Here is a 19,064-nt window from a genome sequence, read left to right on the forward strand (position 1 = left end):
CAACGCTTGCTGATCTCGACCGTAGGCGGGTGGCGGCGGTCGGGCAAGCATGTCCCAGAGGCGCGCCGAGGAATCGGTCAGGGCAGGCTGAGCGTGGAGCCCGAGTAGTCCGGCCCCTCCACGCTGGGCCGCCGGCGCCGGAACAGGATCGCCGCGACGACCCCGCCGAGCAACCCGAACAGGTGCCCCTGCCAGGAGATCCGCTCGTCGGTGGGGAGGATGCCGACCAGTTGCCAGCCGTAGAGCAGGCCGACCAGGAGGACGACGGCGAAGTTCCACCAGCTCCGCTCGACGATGCCCCGGGTGAGCAGGATGCCGAGGTAGCCGAAGATGACACCGCTCGCGCCGACCACGACCGAGTTGGGCGAGCCGGTGAACCAGACGCCGAGACCGCTGACCAGGATGATGACCAGCGTCGACCAGAGGAACCGGCGGGCTCCGGCGGCCAGGACGAACGTGCCCAGCAGGATCAGCGGGATGCTGTTGCTGTAGAGGTGGTCGAAGCCGTGGTGCAGGAACGGGGAGAAGAAGACACCGTCCAGCCCGTCGATGCGTTGCGGGATGATGCCGGCCGTGGCGTCCAGGCCGAACGCGAGGCCCTGGTCGGCGGCCTCGATGAGGAAGAGAAACGGGACCACCGCGCACATGGCGACGAAGGCCCGGCCGAGCGCGGCGTAGAACGCCTCGGTGCCGAACCGGTAGGGGTCGCCGTTTGACGGGTGCAGGGTCACCGTACAACTGCTATCAGCAAAAGCGCCCGACCGCCACTCGCGTCCCGTTCGGAGTACGCGCGAAGGCGGGGCGAGTGGAGAGCCACCCGCCCCGTCTTCGAGAGCCGTCAGTAGTGGTTGTTGTTCTGGAAGTAGGTCCAGGCGCCACAGGGCGTCTTGTACCTGCCCTTGATGTAGCTCAGCCCCCACTTGATCTGGGTGGCCGGACTGGTCTGCCAGTCGGCACCGAAGGCGCTCATCTTGTTGCCCGGGTACGCCTGCGGGATGCCGTACGCACCGGACGAGGAGTTGCGGGCCTTGTGGTTCCAGCCGCTCTCCTTGTTCCAGAGCTTGTCCAGGCAGGGGAACTCGGCGATGCCGAAGCCAGCGTCGATCATGAGCGCACAGCCGATCTTGCGGTTGCCGCTGTACTCCTCGCAGGACGCCGGGATCGGCCCGTCGTACGGCTTGGCGGGCGCGTTGGCCGCGTCGCGCTCGCGCTTACGGGACGCCGCCGCGGCCTCGGCCTGACGGGCCCGCTCGGCGGCCTCCTTGGCGGCCTGCGCCGCGCGCAGCTTGGCCTGGTATTCGGCGGCCCGCTGCTGGGCGAACTTGACCTGGTGGGTGGCCTGCCGCTCGCGCTGGTACGCGAGATCGGCCCGGTCAACCTCGTGGCTGACCTGCTCGGCCAGGCCCTGTTGCTGGGTTTCCCGGTCTTCGCCCAGGTAGAAGCCACCGGCTACGCCCACGGAGAGCAGCGCAACGGCGGCCGTACGGGCACCCAACCGGCTCCACAGCCGACTCACGAAGTGGTCCCTTCGTCGGGGGCAAGGACGCGGCCCGGCGCGGGCCACAGGTGGGCCGTCAGCCGTGCCACGAGCGCCCCGACCGGTTGCCGGTCGCGCCGACGCACCGACCGCCGCCGATGTCGCCCCGGTCGGGACGAACGATCACCAACGATGCGCATGGTGCGTGGACGCTCGTGGGACACGATTGCGCACAGTGAGGCCGATGGGAAACCAACCGGCCCGTTTGTGATCTGTACCACACTTAAAATGCGGACGAATGCGCCCAAACAACCATCAGATCGGGATGTCCTCCAGCAGATCGGTCACCATCGCGGCGATCGGCGAACGCTCCGAACGGCTGAGCGTGACGTGCGCGAAGAGCGGGTGGCCCTTGAGCGCCTCGATGACGGCGGTGACTCCGTCGTGCCGGCCGACCCGCAGATTGTCCCGCTGGGCCACGTCGTGGGTGAGTACCACCCGCGAGCCCTGCCCGATCCGGGACAGCACGGTCAACAGCACGCCACGCTCCAGCGACTGGGCCTCGTCCACGATCACGTAGGCATCGTGCAGGCTGCGGCCCCGGATGTGGGTCAACGGCAGCACCTCGAGGATGCCCCGAGAGGTGACCTCGTCCAGCACGTTCTCGTGCACCACCGCGCCGAGCGTGTCGAAGACCGCCTGAGCCCACGGCGACATCTTCTCCGACTCCGAGCCCGGCAGGTAGCCCAACTCCTGCCCACCGACGGCGTAGAGCGGGCGGAACACGATCACCTTCTTGTGCCGGCGGCGCTCCATCACCGCCTCCAGCCCGGCGCAGAGCGCCAGGGCAGACTTGCCGGTGCCGGCCCGGCCGCCCAGCGAGACGATCCCGATCGACTCGTCGAGCAGCAGGTCGAGCGCTATCCGTTGCTCGGCGGAGCGGCCGTGCAGCCCGAACGCCTCCCGGTCGCCCCGGACCAACCGGACCGACTTGTCCGGGAGCACCCGACCGAGTGCCGAGCCACGCCCCGAGTGCAGCACCAGGCCGGTGTGGCAGGGCAGCCCGGCCGCCTCGTCGAGGTCGAGCGTCTCACCGCCGTACAGCGACCCGATCTGCTCCTCGGTCAGCTCCATCTCGGACATGCCGGTCCAGGTCGGGTCGCTGGCCTGACCGTGGCGGTACTCGTCGGCGCGCAGGCCCACCGAGGCCGCCTTGACCCGCAGTGGCATGTCCTTGCTGACCAGGGTCACCTCCCGCCCCTCGGCGGCGAGGTTGAGCGCGACGGAGAGGATCCGGGCGTCGTTGCTCTCGGTACGGAAACCGGGCGGCAGCACCCCGTCGTCGGTGTGGTTCAGCTCCACCCGCAGGGTGCCACCCACGTCGTTGGCGGGCACCGGCGTGTCCAGCCGGCCGTGCCGGATGCGCAGGTCGTCGAGCATCCGCAGCGACTGCCGGGCGAACCAGCCCAGCTCGGGGTGGTGCCGCTTGCCCTCCAGTTCGGTGATGACCACCAGTGGCAGCACCACCTCGTGTTCCGCGAACCGGTGGAACGCCGCGGGATCGGAGAGCAGCACGGACGTGTCCAGGACAAAGGCCTGGCCGGCTGGTCGCGGCTCCTTGGGGTCGGCCGGCGCGGCGGCCGCCGTACGGCGGCTCCTGGTGGCGCGGCGGGTCGTGGCAGTCGCGGCCGGGCTCTGGTCGGCACCGGCGGTGGTACGGCGAGTCGTCACAGGCCTGCTCCGACGGATGGGCACCCGCCACCCGTGTTCCGCCTCCTCCGGCGCCCGGGGACACGGGGTCGGATGCGGAACCCCGTGCGCGAGGTCGCAGATCCGGGCGGACCGGCTGGCTCGGGAGAACCCCGTGCCATGCCTAGACGCTAGCCCCGCCGGACCATCTCGGCTAGAGGTCGGACGTGGATCTCCCAAGACGGGTCTGTGAACACCCCTTCACCGGGGCGCGTACCAGCCGAAAGGCCCTGCGGTGGGCGCGGCGGAACCGGCCGGGATGCATGCCCCCTGCGCGCATCCCGGCCGGTGGGGCCACCGTCACCGGTCTGACGTGACCCCGACGGTGCGTGTCCGCCGCGGACGACGCACCGCGTTCGTGGTGTCGGTCGGCGGGACGGCACCCGCCGGCCGACCTCAACCGGTACGTCGGACGAGCGTGCCGGTCGGGTGCCGTCCGGTGATGGGGGCAGCCGGCGCGGTGAACGACGATCCGGTGTACGTGGTGCCGGGCCGGGGGGCGACTGTGCTGGCCGAACGGGTCACGCTCGCCGGGGCGACCGACAGGGCCGAGGCGATTGCCGCCTGGGCATCGCGACGACGCCTGTTCCAGGCACCCCGGTCACCGTCGAAGTAGCCCTGCCGGTAGCCGAAGCGGTAGCCGATGCGGTAGCTGAGCTGCCCGTGCAGGCGGCCGGCGGCGTAGCTGGTGGCACCGAGCACCAGCACGAGGAAGACCGCGAGAAACGGGCTCATCGGGCAGCTCCGTCCCCGCTCGGACGCCGGGTCATCGCTCCTCCGGCTCGATCGTGGTGGGATCCGCGACGAGCAGTCGGTCCAGGTCGTCGGTGCTGACCTCCTCGACCAGCTCGACGCTGATCCGGCAGCCGTCGAGCACGACCTCGGCCACCGAGGAGCGGCGGATCTCACCGCCGGCGTCGTAGACCCGGACGCTCAGCTCCGGGCAGCCGAGATGGGTACGCCAGGCGTTCCACTCGGCGCGATCGCCGACGCTCAGCGACAGGTAACGGCAGCCTCGGGCGAGGTAGAGGCGCCAGGGGGCGGTCAGCCCCGCGGCCACCCCCTCGGCGATCAGCCCGAAGGCCTGGGCGCGGGTGGCGAGCTCGGTCACCACACCCCCTCGGCACCGGGGGCGTGACGCATGTGAGCACCAGTCGTCTCATGCACGTGACACACCGTAGATTGTCCCATGGGCGTGACAGTATCAGCTTTTCGTCCCCTTACGTTGACCACTACGGGCATCTATTCTGCCCGCGTGACACCCCTCAACAGTGACATCGAATCGTTTACCGGAAACCCGAAGGTCCCGTCACGTCCGCGTGACAGTGGCGAGCCGGGGCGCGCGCGCGTCACCGGCTGGCCGTACGGTCACGGGGTGACCGAGACGGCCAATGCGCGGAAGATCGCCTTCGCCACCTTCGTCCGGCGCGCCCTGGACGAGGCACGGGCGACCCGGGCCTGGAGCGGCACCGAGGTGTCCCGGCGCACCGGCGTCTCCCGACAGACCATCAACCGGTGGGTCCGGGGCGACTGGGCCAGCGACCCGGAGGCCGAACGGGTGGTCGCCTTCTGCGAGGGCCTGGGGTTGAACCCCGCCGCCGCCTTCGCCGCGCTCGGCTGGGACCGTGCCGCGGCGGGCCCCCGCACCGGTCAACCCGCCCCTCCGATGGACCCCGACGTCGAGGCGTTGCTGCGCCGACTTGTCGATCCGAATGTGTCGGACGCGGAGAAGTTCCACATCCGCGAAACCATCAGATACCTCGCGTATCGCCCAACGTTGCCGGTCGATGTCCGAAAAAGGGGCAATCAGGCAGGGTAGTTCCTCAGATAGCGAAAGAACGCCTGGTCGGGTTCATTCGTTTACCTCCGGGGCAGGAACGGGCACGCTAGCGTCCCTACTCGTACTGCTTGGGCTCGTCATCGGCGGGGGGACGGGACAAGGCCGAACCCAGCCCTGCGGGACAGAAGGAGGGGTCTGTCCATGACCCTGAAATGGTTGGCAGTCGTGGTCGCGACGGTGTCGATGACACTGTGGGCGACCGGCAACGCGGTGACTCTCGCGGTCGAGGGCGGGCAACTTCCGCTACTCGTCAATCTCTTCGTGCTCACCGCCGCCGGCACCGCGGTCGTCCTGGCCGTCGTCGCCGAGCTGCACGAGCGTCTGAACGACCGGATCACCGCTCTCACCGAGTTCCTGGTGGCACGGCTCAACGAGATCGAGAACCACACCGGCGATCGCAACACCGGGTTCGTGGAGGGTTACCTGCTGAGCCACGGCCAGGAGGCGGCGGTGGTGCCGTTCGGCCGGCGCGGACGGGGGGCCGCCGAACGCTGACCACGTACGGCCGAACGGGTCCGCTCGGCCAGGAATGAGCCCCGATCGCCGGGGTACGCTGACGCGCGTGCCGCCGTTGAATCTGGGCAACCAGCAGCCGAGAACCCCGTTGAACGCCGACCAGGCCTGGCAGACCACCGCCAGCCGGGCGGCCGGGACCGTGCTCTTCTTCGACTTCGACGGCACGCTCGCGCCCGTCGACGACGATCCGACCGCGGTACGCCCGGCGCCCAAGGCGCTGGCCGCGATCGAGGCGTTGGCCCCGGTCGTGCAGCGGGTCGCGATCGTGTCCGCCCGACCCGTCGAGTTCCTTCGGGATCAGCTCGGCGGGCTCGCTGGCGTGGACCTCTACGGCCTCTACGGGCTGGAGCACAGCCACTCCGGCGGGGAGACCGTCACCGAGCCGGCCGCGCTGCCCTGGGTGCCGACCATGGCGGAGCTGGCCGACCAGGCCCGGGCGGAGCTGCCACCCGGCACCCTGGTCGAGTACAAGCGGCTCTCCGTCGCGTTGCACTGGCGCACCGCCCCGCAGCTCGGCTCCACCGTGCAGCAGTGGGGGCAGGCGCAGGCCGACCGGCTGGGGCTGCGGGTGCAGGCCGGGCGGATGGTGCTGGAGCTCAAGCCGCCAGTGGACCGGGACAAGGGCATGGTCATCGGCGAGGCGATCAAGGGCGCCACCGGTGCCTGGTATTTCGGCGACGACGTCTCCGACATCAAGGCCTTCGCCGCGCTGCGCGCCCGCGCCGCCGCCGACCCGGACTTCCTCGGCGTCTGTGTGGCGGTGGCCAACCCGGAGACCGGTCACGAGGTGGCGAACGCCGCCGACCTGACGATCGAGTCGCCGGCCGCCCTGGGCGACTTCCTCACCCGGGCACTGACCCACCTGCCCTGACCGGCCGGGCTGGCGACGGTCGCGTCGCCGCCCGTTCAGGCGCCGTAGCGGCGTTGCCTGGTGGCGTACGAGCGAAGCGCCCGCAGGAAGTCGATGTGCCGGAAATCCGGCCAGTTGAGTTCGCAGAAGTAGAACTCCGAGTGCGCGGACTGCCAGAGCATGAAGCCGGACAGCCGTTGCTCGCCGCTGGTGCGGATGACCAGATCGGGGTCGGGTTGACCCCGGGTGTAGAGGTGCTCGGAGATGTGCTCGACGTCCAGCACCTCGGCCAGCTCCTCGAGCGTGCCGCCCGAGGCGGCATGCTCCAGCAGCAGCGAGCGGACCGCGTCGGTGATCTCCCGGCGACCGCCGTACCCCACCGCGATGTTGACCTCCGCGCCGCCGGCGCGCTCGCGGGTGCGCTCCTCGGCGCCCTTGAGGGCCGCCGCGGTCTGCGCCGGCAACAGGTCGAGCGCCCCGACGATGCGCAGCCGCCAGGGGTTGCCCTCCTCCGCCAACTCCACCACCAGGTCCTCAATGATCTTGAGGAGTGGGTCCAGCTCGCTGGCCGGACGGCGCAGGTTGTCGGTGGCCAGCAGATAGAGCGTGACGTGCCCGACGCCAGCCTGGTCACACCAGCCGAGAACGTGCTTGATCTTCGCCGCGCCGACCCGGTGCCCGTCGTTCGGGTCGACGAAGCCCATCTCCCTCGCCCATCGGCGGTTGCCGTCGCACATCACCCCGACATGGCGGGGCACCGGCTTACCGGCGAGCTTCGCCGTGAGCCGGCGCTCGTACACGGAGTAGATAAGGTTCCGCAGCGTCATCACCTAGCAGCGTAGCGACCCTTCCCCCAGATCACTGCCTCGGAGCCCCACCCCGCCCGGGCAGACCGATGCCGATCATCGCCAGCGTGCGCGCGTTGAGACGCCCGTCACCCAGCCCCAACTCGACCACGTCGTAGAACACCCGGTCGTCCCGGCGAGCAGCCCGAACCGCCGCGTCCACCACCCGCCGTCGCCGCGCCAACCAGGCGGCGAACGAGCTGTGCCGCAGGTGGGTGCCGAGGCGGCGGCGCAGTCCGTGGGCGTAGCGGGCCGCGGCCTCCTCGGGTGCCTGCGCCGCCGCCGTGCCGGCAAGCGCACCGGAGAGCAGCGCGTAGAAGATGCCCTCACCGGTGAACGGATTGATCAACGACAGCGCGTCCCCGGCCAACAGCAGGCGACCTCGACCCGGTGCCGGCCGGTGGGTGGACAGGGGCAGATGGTGGGCACGCAACGCGGTCACCGTCGCCAGGTCGGTGCCGGGCAGCAGCGCGGCCAGCCGGTCCAGCAGGTAGGCCCGGCTCAACGGCTCACCGCGCAGCACCTCCCCGTACCCGACGTTGGCCCGTCCGTCGCCGATCGGGAACGACCAGGCGTACGCCGGCCAGCGCGCCTGCGAGGTGACGATGAGCTGCTCGGACGGGCCGGGGAGAGCGGGCGCGTACCCCCGGATGGCCAGCGCCAGGTGCCGGTCCGGATTCTGTGGGTGGCCGAGGGCCCGCCGCACCACCGACCCGGCGCCATCCGCGCCCACCACCACCCGACCCGACAACTCCCCGTCGAGAACCACCCGGTCGGCGCGCGGCTCGACCCGGCGGACGGTGTGCCGACGCAGTTGGGCGCCGGCCGCCACGGCAGCCGCCACGAGGCGCGCGTCGAAGACCTCCCGGGGCACGGTGTACGCGGGTCGGGGCAGCGCCCGGGCCACAGCACCGCCACCCGGCGCGATCATGCGTAGGGCGGGCAGCGGGGCGTAGCCCGCCACCGCGTCGGTCACCCCGAGCTCGGCGAGCACGTCCACCGAGTGCGCGGCGATCCCGTCGCCACACGCCTTGTCCCGGGGGAAGTCGGCCCGGTCCAGCAGCAGCACGCTGGCACCCGCCCGGCGGGCGGTCAGCGCGGCGGCTGCCCCCGCCGGTCCGGCTCCCACCACCACCACGTCGAACTCGTCGCTCACCGCGCCTCCCTCCGTCCAACGCGGCGCGACCGTGCCGTTCCGACACCGCCTCGGCGATTCGCCTACGCCGCCCGCGCCAGCCGGTGTGTCCGACGCCCACCTGCCATCCTGCCCCCTTCCCGCTCACGTCGACCGATCCCGCGCGGCGCGACTTTCCGGCCTTCCGCCTCCGCGAACGCCGTCATCCGGAGCATCGACGGTCCTGATCACGCCGGGCGGCCACCCGACTGGCAGGGGCCGACATACCTGTTGACGCGCCTGTCGAGCTGCCCCGTTCGTGGGGCAGCGGTCTGACCCCTGGGCCACGGCGGCACCGCGCGGGCGCAGAAGGACTGACAGGCCGGCTGCCCCATACGTGGGGCAGCTCTACAGCGGCTGCGACTACCTCATGGGGGTACGCAGCCGAGGCCGACACTCGACACAAACCCCGGGCTGCCGTGCTCAGGCCGGCACGGCGTCCTTCGCGCGGGCGGCCCGACGCAGGCCGTAGAAGGCCAGCGCCGCGGCGGCGACCAGCGGGCCGCCGTCGCGGACCAGGCCGTCCACGCCGAGCAGCCACCAGCACAGCGGCAGGTCCACGGCGAGTACGGCGACCGTGACGGCGACCAGCAGGCCGCGCGCCCAGTCCTTGCCCCGCATCAGGAACGCGGTGCAGAACAGCACGGCGTAGCTGGCGGCGATGCCCGCTCCGAACCAGAACAACACGGCCGGTACCGCGCTCAGCCGCCCGTCCAGGATGGATCCTCCGGCCACCAGGGCTGGTACCAGCATCAGCGGGCTGTAGGTGAACGCCGCCACCCGGCTGGTCAACAGCCAGGCGTTGGCCTGCGGTCGGCGCGGAGGGGTCTCCCGCCAGGAGATGCCGGCCCGGTCGATGACGAGCCTGGGCCGGTGCCGGACCAGGTGCCCGGCCAGCGCCGACGAGCGGTAGAGCAGCCAGACCACCGCGGCGCAGAGCGCGGTGAGCACGGCGAAGCCGAGCAGCCCGGGCAGCGGCGGCACCCCCTGCCGGGGCACGATGAGTCGGCCGACCGCGAAGATCGTGGTGACCGCGAGGATCAACCCGAACGGGCGGGCCACCGTACGGCCCCGTCGGACGTGCCCGATCAACAGCAGGAAGCCGAACGAGCGCAACATCGCCCAGCCGGTCCGTACGGCCAGCCCGACGCCCTGCTCCGGGGCGTACCACCAGTTGAGCAGCTCGACCAGGACGGTCGCCGCCGCCGTCGTCGCGAGCAGGATGGTGAGCACCCGGACGGCGGACGGCCGCCGGACCTGGGTCTCGGCGGCCGTCCTCATGGGATCCGATGATGCCCGCAGGGGGCGGTCTTCACACCTACCGCTGCGGCTGCGCTGCGTCCAGACGCGCACGCAGCGCGTCCAGCTCGGCCCAGAGCACACCGGGCAGCTTGTCACCGAACTTCTCGAACCACTCGGTGATCATCGGCAGCTCGTTGCGCCACTCGTCCGGGTCGACCTTCAGGGCGATCCGGACGTCCTCCGGGGTCATGTCCAGGCCCTCGACGTCCAGCGCGTCCGGTGCGGGAACCATGCCCACCGGGGTCTCGACCGCGCCGGCCGTGCCCTCGATCCGCTCGACGACCCACTTGAGCACCCGGGAGTTCTCCCCGAAGCCCGGCCAGAGGAACGAGCCCTCCGGGTCCTTGCGGAACCAGTTGACGTAGTAGATCTTCGGCAGCTTCGCCTCGTCACCGTCGGCGCCCTTGCCCATCTCGATCCAGTGCCGGAAGTAGTCCCCGGCGTGGTAGCCGATGAACGGCAGCATCGCCATCGGGTCCCGACGGACCACGCCGACGGCACCGGACGCGGCCGCGGTGGTCTCCGAGGAGAGCGTGGCACCCATGTAGACGCCGTGCACCCAGTCGCGGGCCTCGGTCACCAGCGGGACGGTGTCCTTGCGGCGGCCACCGAAGAGGATCGCGTCGATCGGCACGCCGTTCGGGTCGAAGTACTCGTCGGCGAGGATCGGGCACTGGGTGATCGGGGTGCAGAACCGGCTGTTCGCGTGGGAGGAGAGGCTGTCGCTCTCCGGCGTCCAGTCGTTGCCCTTCCAGTCGATCAGGTGCGCCGGCGGCTCGCCCATGCCCTCCCACCAGACGTCCCCGTCGTCGGTGAGGCCGACGTTGGTGAAGACGGAGTTGCCCCGGTCCAGGGTGCGCATGGCGTTGGCGTTGGTCTTCCAGTCGGTGCCGGGCGCGACGCCGAACAGGCCGTACTCGGGGTTGACCGCGTAGAGGCGGCCGTCCGGGCCGAACCGCATCCAGGCGATGTCGTCGCCGATGGTCTCGACCTTCCAACCCGGGATGGTCGGCTCCACCATGGCGAGGTTGGTCTTGCCGCAGGCGGACGGGAACGCGCCGGCGATGTGGTAGGTCTTGCCCTCCGGCGAGGTGATCTTGAGGATCAGCATGTGCTCGGCGAGCCAGCCCTCGTCCCGGCCCATCACGCTGGCGATCCGCAGGGAGTAGCACTTCTTGCCGAGCAGCGAGTTGCCGCCGTAACCGGAGCCGTACGACCAGATCTCCCGCGTCTCCGGGAAGTGCGAGATGTACTTGGTCTCGTTGCACGGCCAGGCGACGTCCTGCTGACCGGGGGCGAGCGGCGCGCCGATCGAGTGCAGGGCGTGCACGAAGTCCGCGTCGTCACCCATCGCCTCGAGGACCCGGGCGCCCATCCGCGTCATGATGCGCATCGACGCGACCACGTACGGGCTGTCGGTGATCTCGACACCGAACATCGGAGACTCGGCCTCGACCGGGCCCATCACGAACGGAATGACGTACATCGTGCGACCGCGCATCGAGCCCCGGTACAGATCCGTCATCGTCCGCTTCATCTCGGCCGGCGCCATCCAGTTGTTGGTGGGGCCGGCGTCCGCCTCGTCGACGGAGCAGATGTAGGTGCGTTCCTCGACCCGGGCGACGTCCGTCGGATCGGTACGCGCGTAGAACGAGTTGGGCTTCTTCTCCGGGTTCAGTCGGACCAGCGTCCCGGCCTCGACCAGCTCGTCGGTGAGGCGGCGCCACTCCTCGTCGGACCCGTCCACCCAGACGACACGGTCGGGGGTGGTCAGTTCCGCGACCTCACGGACCCAGGCGAGCAGTTTCGGGTGGGACGTCGGGGCCTGATCGATACCCCGCACAACAGCCGGAGCAACCATGACACATCTCCTTGTGGTCGACGCTGACCGATCTATGGGATGCACGAGACTCAGCGGCGCGATGCGTCGCCTTCGTGGAAACCTGGGATTGGCCTCAGCGTAAACCGGACAGCCTTCCGAGTCAGTGGGACTGGTTGTGAAGAACTGCACAAGCTACGGCTACGCTGCGGCATCACGAGCTAATACCCGCTTTCCCGCGCAGTTTCACGCAAATCTTGTTGTGCACCCCGGCGGACTCTTGTTGCGGTCGGGCCGTGGACATGCCCCGCCGACCGGTGCGTGGATTCCCGTTCCGGGCCGCGACAGTCCTCCCAATTGGTTACGCTGCGTTCAACCGTTCCGCACACGGCGCTGACCTCCCGTGCGCGGCCACACCCGCTCGCCGTTGCTACCCCGCTGACTGGTCCACAGCCGGTAGGCTCGCCCCGTGGCCGCCACGATGACCGGGGAGCAACCGGGTCCCCGGCAGACCCGAACGGGTCTGGTCCGCACCCTGCTGGACCGCTTCGGTCACCTCGTCCGCGAGATGAGCAAGTTCGCCACCGTGGGCGGCGTCGCCTTCCTCATCGACTTCGCGCTCTTCAACTACCTGACGAGCAGTCGCGGCGTGGAAGAGCTGACAGCCAAGACGATCTCCACGGTGATCGCGGCCTCCGTCGCCTTCGTGGGCAACCGGTTCTGGACGTGGCGCCACCGTCAGCGCAACAACCCGGCCCGCGAGTACGCGCTGTTCTTCCTGTTCAACGCAGTTGGGCTCGGCATCGCGGTGGCCTGCCTCGCGATCAGTCGATACGGGCTCGGCAGCATCTGGCCGGCCGTGTTCGAGACACGCCTGGCCGACAACGTGGCCAGCTACATCGTCGGCACAGGGCTCGGCACGCTGTTCCGATTCTGGTCGTACCGGCGGTTCGTCTTCGTCGAAGCGGGAACCCCGACCGTTCCGCAGGTCATGCCCGACCGTGACCACGGGGCGTGACCTGCCGCCCACCCTGTTCGGCCGGTGATCGCCGGCCGCCACGACTGCCCTAAGGTGTTTCGCATGCGTCTTGTCCGTCTGCTGCCTGAGCGCTGGCAGAAGATCATCCACGAGGCGCTCAAGTTCGGCATCGTCGGCGGCATCAACACCGTCATCAATTACGCGGTGTTCAATGCCCTTGCACTGACCGTCTTCGTCAATGGTCAGTTGAAGGCAACCGTGATCGCGACCATCGTCGCCACGATCACGTCGTACCTCATGAATCGGCACTGGACGTACCGGGATCGCCCGAAATCGGCACTTCGACGAGAATACGTCCTTTTCTTCCTTTTCAATGGCGCTGGCCTCCTCATTGAGCTCGGTGCGGTGGCTGCGGCCAAGTACGGCCTCGGCGTGCACGGCCTGCTCGCATTGAACGTGGCCAAGACCGTCGGCGTCCTGCTCGCCACACTGTTCCGCTTCTGGTCCTACCGGACCTTCGTCTTCCAGCCGGTCACGGCGGTCGAGGACGAGACGAAGTCGGATTCCACCTGGCACGACATCCCGCGCGACGAGTGGGACACCATGGCGGAGATGGACCCGGTCGCCGAGCTCGCCGAGTCAGTCTCCGAGCTGGAGGAGGCGGAGGCCGCGCACCGTGGCGACCCACCGCCCGGCGCTCCCACGCAGGGGCGGCCCAGGCGGTTGAGCGTCAGCCCCGCTGCCGACCTGGACGCGGAACTCGCCGCGGAACTGCACGTCGGCACCCGCCGCTCACCCCGCCGGTGACGACAGCCGCCGCGCGCTCCGGCACCGGGCAACCCGCCGAGCTGTTCTTCGAGGATCTCGTCCCCGGGCTCACCGTCGATCTCGGCGTGGTCACCGTGGACGGCGACGAGATGGTCGCCTTCGCCCGTCGATTCGACCCGCAGTGGTACCACGTCGACCCCGACCTGGCCGGGGAGAGCCGGCACGGTGGGTTGATCGCGAGCGGCTTCTACACGGTCAGCCTGTTCATGCGCGCCTACGTCGACCACCTGCTGTCCCGGGCGGCGGCGGACGCCTCTCCCGGCCTGGAGGAGCTGCGCTGGCTCGCTCCCGTGCGCGCGGGCGACCGGCTCGCCGTCCGGGTCGACGTGATGGGCGCCCGACCGTCCACCGCCCGGCCGGGGCTCGGCACCGTCAGCCTCACCGGCACCATGCTCCGCCTCGGCCCGGACGACCGGCCCGAGCAGGAGGTGCTGCGCACCCGGTTCCGTGGCTGGTTCGCCGCGCGACCGACCGAGGGCGACCCACCCGGAGCCGGCACACCCGCCACCGACCTGCCGGAAGCCGGCGCACCCGCCACCGACCTGCCCGAAAGCGGCGCAGCCGAAGCGGCCGCCAGCTCGCCGTCGGCGGACGGGGCCGTACCGCCCGCGAGCGCCCCGCCCACTGTCGAACCGCACGACTGACCCGCCCCGACTTCGGTCGGGGCGGGTCACCGTCGTTCCGGACGATCAGGTCGTGGTGTCGCGCAGCGGCTTACCCTCGCTCATGTCGGCCAGGATGTCGCGCATCTCCCCGTCGCCCAACGAGTGCTTGTCGTGCTGCGCCTCGACCAACTCGTAGAGGGTGGTCTGCACACGGCTGACCCCCGGCACGTCGGCCAGCACCGACTGGCCGCGCTCGCCGGCCGACTCGATGGTGAGCGTGCCGCAGCCCAGCAGACGCTCGAAGAAGTGCTGGTTCATCGAGTGGTCGTTGATCCGGGTGAGCGGGAGGTCCCGCCGGTCCCGGGAGAAGACACCCTGCTGCAACAGCACGCGTTCATTTGTGAACAGGTAGTGGGTGGTACGCCAGACCAGGAACGGCCACAGACCGAGCCACAGCACCGCGACCAGGGCGATCACCCCGATCACGGCCAGCGCGATCGAACCGCCGCTGCTCTCGGGCAGCAGGAGCACGCCGACCACCACCGCGGCGATCGCCAGCACCAGCACCGCGATCGGCCGGATCAGTGCCTTCCAGTGCGGATGTAGGTGCAGCACGACGTGCTCGTCCTTGGTGAGCACATCTTCGGGAAACGCCACGGGAAACCTCCAACGCCATCTTCTCGACGCGCAGACGGTAAACCCCCCAGAGCCCACCACAACATCCGCCACGCGGCCCCACCCCACTCTTCACGATCATGCAAAGTGGGCCGGCACCGCGCGGCTCCCGTCCGTCGTACGCGGGATGCGACCCCGGCATCGCGAGAAGTGGATCAGCGCAGGTGGAGGACGTCACCGGCGGCCAGGGTGCGGATGGCGGTCGCAGTGGCCACCTGGAGCTGGCCGTCCCGGTCCACCCCGGTCGCGGTGCCGCTCAGCACCTCACCGTCGGGAAGCATGACGCGCACCTCACGGCCGATCGTCGCGCAGGCTGCCAGGTAGGCGTCGCGCAGGCCGCTGGCCACCGCATCGCCGCTCGCCGAACGCCAACGCTCGTACCACTCGGCCACCGAGCGCAGCAGCGCACGCAGCAGCGGGTCCCGGTCGGTGGCCGCCGCGCCGGCCAGTTGCAGCGACGTGGCCGGCAGCCCGGTCGGGTTCACCGGCAGCTCGTCCGCGCGCAGCGTCACGTTGAGCCCGATGCCGAGCACGATGGCCGCCGGCTCGTCCGGTGAACGCCCGGGCACCACCTCGGCCAACACGCCCGCGCACTTCGCGTCGTCGATCAGCAGGTCGTTGGGCCACTTGAGGGTGGCCTCCAGCTCGGCCAACCGGGCCACCGCCTCCACCAGCGCCACGCCGGCCAGCAACGGCAGCCACCCGTACCCCGTGGGTGGCACCGCCAGCCAACCGCGGTCCGGCACGGCCTCGCCGGGCCGCAGCAGCACGCTGGTGGTGATGCCGGCCCGGGCCGGCGACTGCCAGACCCGACCGCGTCGGCCACGCCCGGCGGTCTGCTGCTCGGCGACCACGACCAGACCCTCGGGCTCGCCGGCCCGAGCGGCCTCGGCCACGTCGGCGTTGGTGGAGCCGGTCTCGGTGCGTAGCTCCAGCCGGGCCCACGGCCCGTTCGGCGCGACCAACGCGCGGCGCAGCCGGGCCGCCGACAGCGGCGGGCGGTCCAGATCGGTGTACGGGGAGCCCGACATCCCGTCAGCCTACGGCGGTCGTCGCGTCGGCACTGAGGCGTACTGCACAGCGGCACCCACCTGAACCATCGTTATATTCCCTGGGTGACTACCGAGACCGGGACCAACATCCACAGCACCGCGGGCAAGCTGGCGGACCTGGAGCGCCGGGTCGACGAGGCGGTGCACGCCGGGTCGGCCCGCGCGGTCGAGAAGCAGCACGCCCGCGGCAAGAGGACCGCCCGCGAGCGGATCGAGATGCTGCTCGACGAGGGCTCCTTCGTCGAGCTGGACGAGCTGGCCCGGCACCGGTCCACGGCCTTCGGGCTGGAGAAGAACCGTCCGTACGGCGACGGCGTGGTCACCGGCTACGGCACGGTGGACGGCCGACAGGTGTGCGTCTTCGCACAGGACTTCACGGTCTTCGGTGGCTCACTCGGTGAGGTCTTCGGCGAGAAGATCGTCAAGGTGATGGACCTGGCCATGAAGATCGGCTGCCCGGTGGTCGGCATCAACGACTCCGGTGGCGCACGCATCCAGGAGGGCGTGGTCTCGCTCGGCCTCTACGGGGAGATCTTCTTCCGCAACGTACGGGCCTCCGGTGTCATCCCGCAGATCTCGCTGGTGATGGGTCCCTGCGCCGGCGGCGCGGTCTACTCCCCGGCGGTCACCGACTTCACCGTGATGGTCGACCAGACCTCGCACATGTTCATCACCGGACCAGACGTCATCAAGACGGTGACCGGTGAGGACGTCGGCATGGAGGAGCTGGGCGGGGCGCGTACGCACAACTCCCGCAGCGGCAACGCGCACTACCTCGCCAGCGACGAGGAGGACGCGGTCGACTACGTGAAGGCGCTGCTGTCGTACCTGCCGTCGAACAACCTCGACGAGCCGGTGGTGTTCGAGGCTCCCGCCTCGCTGGAGATCAGTGACGAGGACCGCGAGCTGGACACCCTGATCCCGGACTCCGCCAACCAGCCGTACGACATCCACACGGTGATCGAGCACGTCCTCGACGACGGGGACTTCCTCGAGGTCCAACCGCTCTACGCGCAGAACATCGTGGTCGGCTACGGCCGGGTCGAGGGACGGCCGGTGGGCGTGGTCGCCAACCAGCCGATGCACTTCGCCGGCACCCTGGACATCGCCGCCTCGGAGAAGGCCGCCCGGTTCGTCCGCACCTGCGACGCGTTCAACATCCCGGTGCTGACCTTCGTGGACGTGCCCGGCTTCCTGCCCGGCACCGGCCAGGAGTGGGACGGCATCATCCGCCGGGGCGCCAAGCTCATCTACGCGTACGCCGAGGCGACCGTCCCCAAGGTCACCGTGATCACTCGCAAGGCGTACGGCGGGGCGTACGACGTGATGGGCTCCAAGCACCTCGGCGCAGACCTGAACTTCGCCTGGCCGACCGCCCAGATCGCCGTGATGGGCGCGCAGGGAGCGGTGAACATCCTCTACCGCTCCGAGCTGGCCGGCGCGGACGACCCGGCGGCGGTACGGGCCGAGAAGATCGCCGAGTACGAGGACACCCTGGCCAACCCGTACGTGGCCGCCGAGCGCGGGTACGTCGACGCGGTGATCCCGCCGCACGAGACGCGTACGCAGATCGTGCGGGCGCTGCGTGTCCTGCGCACCAAGCGGGAGACCCTGCCCCCGAAGAAGCACGGCAACATCCCGCTCTGATCCCCGACCCACCCCGACCCGCGCCGCGCGTGTCTCGCGCCCGGCTCGCGCCGGCCTGATCCGCGCAACTTCACGTAAAGTGCTGCCTCCGGGGCTCGCGAGGCACCAACGTCCCCGATGTTGTGCGGATCATCGCGCGCGTGGGCGGGGTCATCGCGCGCGTGGGCGGGGTCATCGCGCGCGTGGGCGGGGTCATCGCGCGCGTGGGCGGGGTCATCGCGCGCGTGGGCGGGGTCATCGCGCGCGTGGGCGGGGTCGGCGCGCGCGTGGGCGGGGTCTTCGTCCGTGCGGGGCGGGGCGGGGCGGGGTCAGCAGGGCGGGTTGGCGGCGGCGCACATCCGGGTGGCCGCCGCCACGGCGAGCTGCATGAGTTCCGCCTCGGTGCTTTCGTAGCCGAGGCGGAGCACCGAGACGGTGTCGCCGACCCGGACGACCGCCAGCAGGATCGGCGTCGGATCATCGGCGAGCGGCTCCCCGGTCTGCACGTCGCGGGGGGCGGTGAGCGAGTCCTGCAGGATGGCGGCGTCGTCCCCGGCGAAGCCCCGCCGCGCCACCGCCCACCGATGCAGCACTTCTGCCGTGCGGGTGCCTCCTGCCGCCGGGATCGGCCCGACGCTCAGCCATTGGGCACAGGGAGCGACAAGGTCGTCCAGACTGGCGAAGACCTGGGTGGCCGCCTCCGGCGTCAGCCGGAAGAGATCCTGCATGACCAGTACCCGCCGGTCCTCCCGGACGCCCGGCGGGTGCTCCCGCAGCAGGGTCTGCGAGCGGGACCACCGGGAGATCTGCCAGCCCTCCGGTAGCGCCTGGCTGGTCCGGCAGTGGCCGAGTATGTCCTCCAGCCGGACCGGCTCCCCCAGCCCTGATTCACTGAGCTGGACGGCGACCGGTTGCGCCAGGTCGGCCGGCTGCAACAGTGCGTCGGCGGTGATCTCGCCGCGGGCCGGCGCGGCGGCTGGCGCGCCGGCTGACGGAGACTTCCCCGGGGCGGCGACCGCCACGGCGGAGACCCCGGCGAGGGCCAGCACGACGGTGGCCACCACGATCTTGCGCTGGCTGCGACGGCGGGCCCGGGAGCGGATCTCCGCCGGCTCGAGCCAGCGCACGTCCTGCAACTCCCGCTGGATCTGTTCGACGAAGGTCGGATCGTCACGCATCGGCGGCCTCCTCCAGGTCAGAGACGGCGAGCAGCCCGGCGAGCGTGGCACGCCCCCGGGAGAGTCGGGCCTTCACCGTGCCCACCGGGGCTTCGGTCTCCCGTGCCACCTCGGCGACCGGCATGCCCATCAGGTAGTAGAGGGCGATGGCGACGCGTTGCTCCTCCGGCAGCCGCCGCAGCGCGGCGACCACCTCGACGGTGTCGGTGCCCGGGCCGGGAACGGTGTCGGTGGCCCCGTGCCGCAGGTACGCGCGGGCCCGACTGCGCAGGCTGCGCCACCGGCTGACGGCGATCCGGCTGGCCACCACCCGCACCCACGCCTCCGGATCGTCGTACCCACCGACCGTGGACCAGCGCTGCCAGGCCCGGATGTACGCCTCCTGCACGGCGTCCTGCGCCTCGCCCCGGTCGCCGGTGAGGGCGTAGACGAACCCGAGCAGCCGTTGCCGACTCCCCCGGTAGAACTCGTCGAACCCGTCGACGTCCGGCACCCGCTACCTCCCCGTGTCGGTCGGAGGGAACACGCGCGGGGCCGGGTGGTCGGTTG

At 70.7% G+C, this 19,064-nt stretch carries 20 protein-coding genes; 7 read left to right on the forward strand and 13 right to left on the reverse strand.

What is annotated here, in order from left to right:
* Positions 1-77: 77 nt before the first annotated feature.
* The 5 genes from ABGB10_RS31155 to ABGB10_RS31175 form a co-directional block, all read right to left on the reverse strand.
* Positions 78-731: a rhomboid family intramembrane serine protease gene (locus ABGB10_RS31155; RefSeq protein ID WP_347664558.1), complete on the reverse strand. Its 654-nt coding sequence runs from the start codon at positions 729-731 to the stop codon at positions 78-80.
* Positions 732-838: 107 nt separating this feature from the next.
* Complete coding sequence (locus ABGB10_RS31160) at positions 839-1,516, reverse strand: lytic transglycosylase domain-containing protein (RefSeq protein ID WP_347664559.1); 678 nt, start codon at positions 1,514-1,516, stop codon at positions 839-841.
* A 276-nt stretch (positions 1,517-1,792) separates the two neighbouring features.
* Complete coding sequence (locus tag ABGB10_RS31165; RefSeq protein WP_347664560.1) at positions 1,793-3,208, reverse strand: PhoH family protein; 1,416 nt, start codon at positions 3,206-3,208, stop codon at positions 1,793-1,795.
* Positions 3,209-3,622: 414 nt separating this feature from the next.
* Complete coding sequence (locus ABGB10_RS31170; protein ID WP_347664561.1) at positions 3,623-3,961, reverse strand: hypothetical protein; 339 nt, start codon at positions 3,959-3,961, stop codon at positions 3,623-3,625.
* 31 nt (positions 3,962-3,992) lie between these two features.
* A complete protein-coding gene (locus ABGB10_RS31175) occupies positions 3,993-4,337 on the reverse strand; it encodes a hypothetical protein (RefSeq protein ID WP_030328857.1) in 345 nt (114 codons plus the stop codon).
* Positions 4,338-4,601: 264 nt separating this feature from the next.
* On the opposite strand from ABGB10_RS31175, the gene ABGB10_RS31180 reads away from it, so the two are divergent.
* The 3 genes from ABGB10_RS31180 (at position 4,602) to otsB (ending at position 6,453) form a co-directional block, all read left to right on the forward strand.
* Positions 4,602-5,045, forward strand: coding sequence for an XRE family transcriptional regulator (locus ABGB10_RS31180; RefSeq protein WP_278142167.1), 444 nt, complete (start codon positions 4,602-4,604; stop codon positions 5,043-5,045).
* Between the two features lie 162 nt (positions 5,046-5,207).
* A complete protein-coding gene (locus tag ABGB10_RS31185) occupies positions 5,208-5,561 on the forward strand; it encodes a hypothetical protein (RefSeq protein ID WP_347664562.1) in 354 nt (117 codons plus the stop codon).
* 67 nt (positions 5,562-5,628) lie between these two features.
* The gene (gene otsB, locus ABGB10_RS31190; RefSeq protein ID WP_347664563.1) at positions 5,629-6,453 is read left to right on the forward strand and encodes a trehalose-phosphatase; all 825 of its coding nucleotides are present in this window, start codon (positions 5,629-5,631) and stop codon (positions 6,451-6,453) included.
* Between the two features lie 35 nt (positions 6,454-6,488).
* Here the strand turns inward: otsB and ABGB10_RS31195 are convergent, their stop codons facing one another.
* From ABGB10_RS31195 to ABGB10_RS31210, 4 genes are all read right to left on the reverse strand, one after another.
* Complete coding sequence (locus tag ABGB10_RS31195; RefSeq protein WP_347664564.1) at positions 6,489-7,259, reverse strand: isoprenyl transferase; 771 nt, start codon at positions 7,257-7,259, stop codon at positions 6,489-6,491.
* 31 nt (positions 7,260-7,290) lie between these two features.
* On the reverse strand, positions 7,291-8,433 hold the full coding sequence (locus ABGB10_RS31200) for a geranylgeranyl reductase family protein (RefSeq protein ID WP_347664565.1): 1,143 nt from the start codon (positions 8,431-8,433) through the stop codon (positions 7,291-7,293).
* Between the two features lie 441 nt (positions 8,434-8,874).
* Positions 8,875-9,732 carry a hypothetical protein gene (locus ABGB10_RS31205; RefSeq protein ID WP_347664566.1) on the reverse strand — a complete coding sequence of 286 codons (858 nt, stop codon included), beginning with the start codon at positions 9,730-9,732 and terminating at the stop codon, positions 8,875-8,877.
* Positions 9,733-9,769: 37 nt separating this feature from the next.
* Complete coding sequence (locus ABGB10_RS31210) at positions 9,770-11,614, reverse strand: phosphoenolpyruvate carboxykinase (GTP) (protein WP_347664567.1); 1,845 nt, start codon at positions 11,612-11,614, stop codon at positions 9,770-9,772.
* 427 nt (positions 11,615-12,041) lie between these two features.
* On the opposite strand from ABGB10_RS31210, the gene ABGB10_RS31215 reads away from it, so the two are divergent.
* The 3 genes from ABGB10_RS31215 (at position 12,042) to ABGB10_RS31225 (ending at position 14,023) form a co-directional block, all read left to right on the forward strand.
* Positions 12,042-12,590, forward strand: a complete 549-nt coding sequence (locus ABGB10_RS31215) for a GtrA family protein (RefSeq protein ID WP_347664568.1) — start codon at positions 12,042-12,044, stop codon at positions 12,588-12,590.
* Between the two features lie 63 nt (positions 12,591-12,653).
* On the forward strand, positions 12,654-13,358 hold the full coding sequence (locus tag ABGB10_RS31220) for a GtrA family protein (RefSeq protein WP_347664587.1): 705 nt from the start codon (positions 12,654-12,656) through the stop codon (positions 13,356-13,358).
* Positions 13,355-14,023: a MaoC/PaaZ C-terminal domain-containing protein gene (locus ABGB10_RS31225; RefSeq protein ID WP_347664569.1), complete on the forward strand. Its 669-nt coding sequence runs from the start codon at positions 13,355-13,357 to the stop codon at positions 14,021-14,023. The genes ABGB10_RS31220 and ABGB10_RS31225 overlap by 4 nt, the downstream gene beginning before the upstream one ends.
* Before the next feature lie 45 nt (positions 14,024-14,068).
* Here ABGB10_RS31225 and ABGB10_RS31230 read toward each other — a convergent pair whose 3' ends face one another.
* Both ABGB10_RS31230 and ABGB10_RS31235 read right to left on the reverse strand, forming a co-directional pair.
* Positions 14,069-14,641, reverse strand: a complete 573-nt coding sequence (locus ABGB10_RS31230) for a PH domain-containing protein (RefSeq protein ID WP_347664570.1) — start codon at positions 14,639-14,641, stop codon at positions 14,069-14,071.
* A gap of 173 nt (positions 14,642-14,814) precedes the next feature.
* Positions 14,815-15,690: a biotin--[acetyl-CoA-carboxylase] ligase gene (locus ABGB10_RS31235; protein WP_347664571.1), complete on the reverse strand. Its 876-nt coding sequence runs from the start codon at positions 15,688-15,690 to the stop codon at positions 14,815-14,817.
* Between the two features lie 84 nt (positions 15,691-15,774).
* On the opposite strand from ABGB10_RS31235, the gene ABGB10_RS31240 reads away from it, so the two are divergent.
* Positions 15,775-17,358 (forward strand): acyl-CoA carboxylase subunit beta, encoded by a 1,584-nt coding sequence (locus tag ABGB10_RS31240; protein ID WP_347664572.1) that lies wholly within the window; start codon positions 15,775-15,777, stop codon positions 17,356-17,358.
* A 308-nt stretch (positions 17,359-17,666) separates the two neighbouring features.
* On the opposite strand, the gene ABGB10_RS31245 is transcribed toward ABGB10_RS31240, so the two are convergent.
* Together ABGB10_RS31245 and ABGB10_RS31250 are read right to left on the reverse strand one after the other, a co-directional pair.
* Complete coding sequence (locus ABGB10_RS31245) at positions 17,667-18,515, reverse strand: hypothetical protein (protein ID WP_347664573.1); 849 nt, start codon at positions 18,513-18,515, stop codon at positions 17,667-17,669.
* The gene (locus ABGB10_RS31250; RefSeq protein WP_347664574.1) at positions 18,508-19,008 is read right to left on the reverse strand and encodes a SigE family RNA polymerase sigma factor; all 501 of its coding nucleotides are present in this window, start codon (positions 19,006-19,008) and stop codon (positions 18,508-18,510) included. The genes ABGB10_RS31245 and ABGB10_RS31250 overlap by 8 nt, the downstream gene beginning before the upstream one ends.
* Between the last annotated feature and the right edge of the window lie 56 nt (positions 19,009-19,064).

It is taken from the genome of Micromonospora sp. B9E7 (assembly GCF_039871815.1).
GTDB lineage: Bacteria > Actinomycetota > Actinomycetes > Mycobacteriales > Micromonosporaceae > Micromonospora.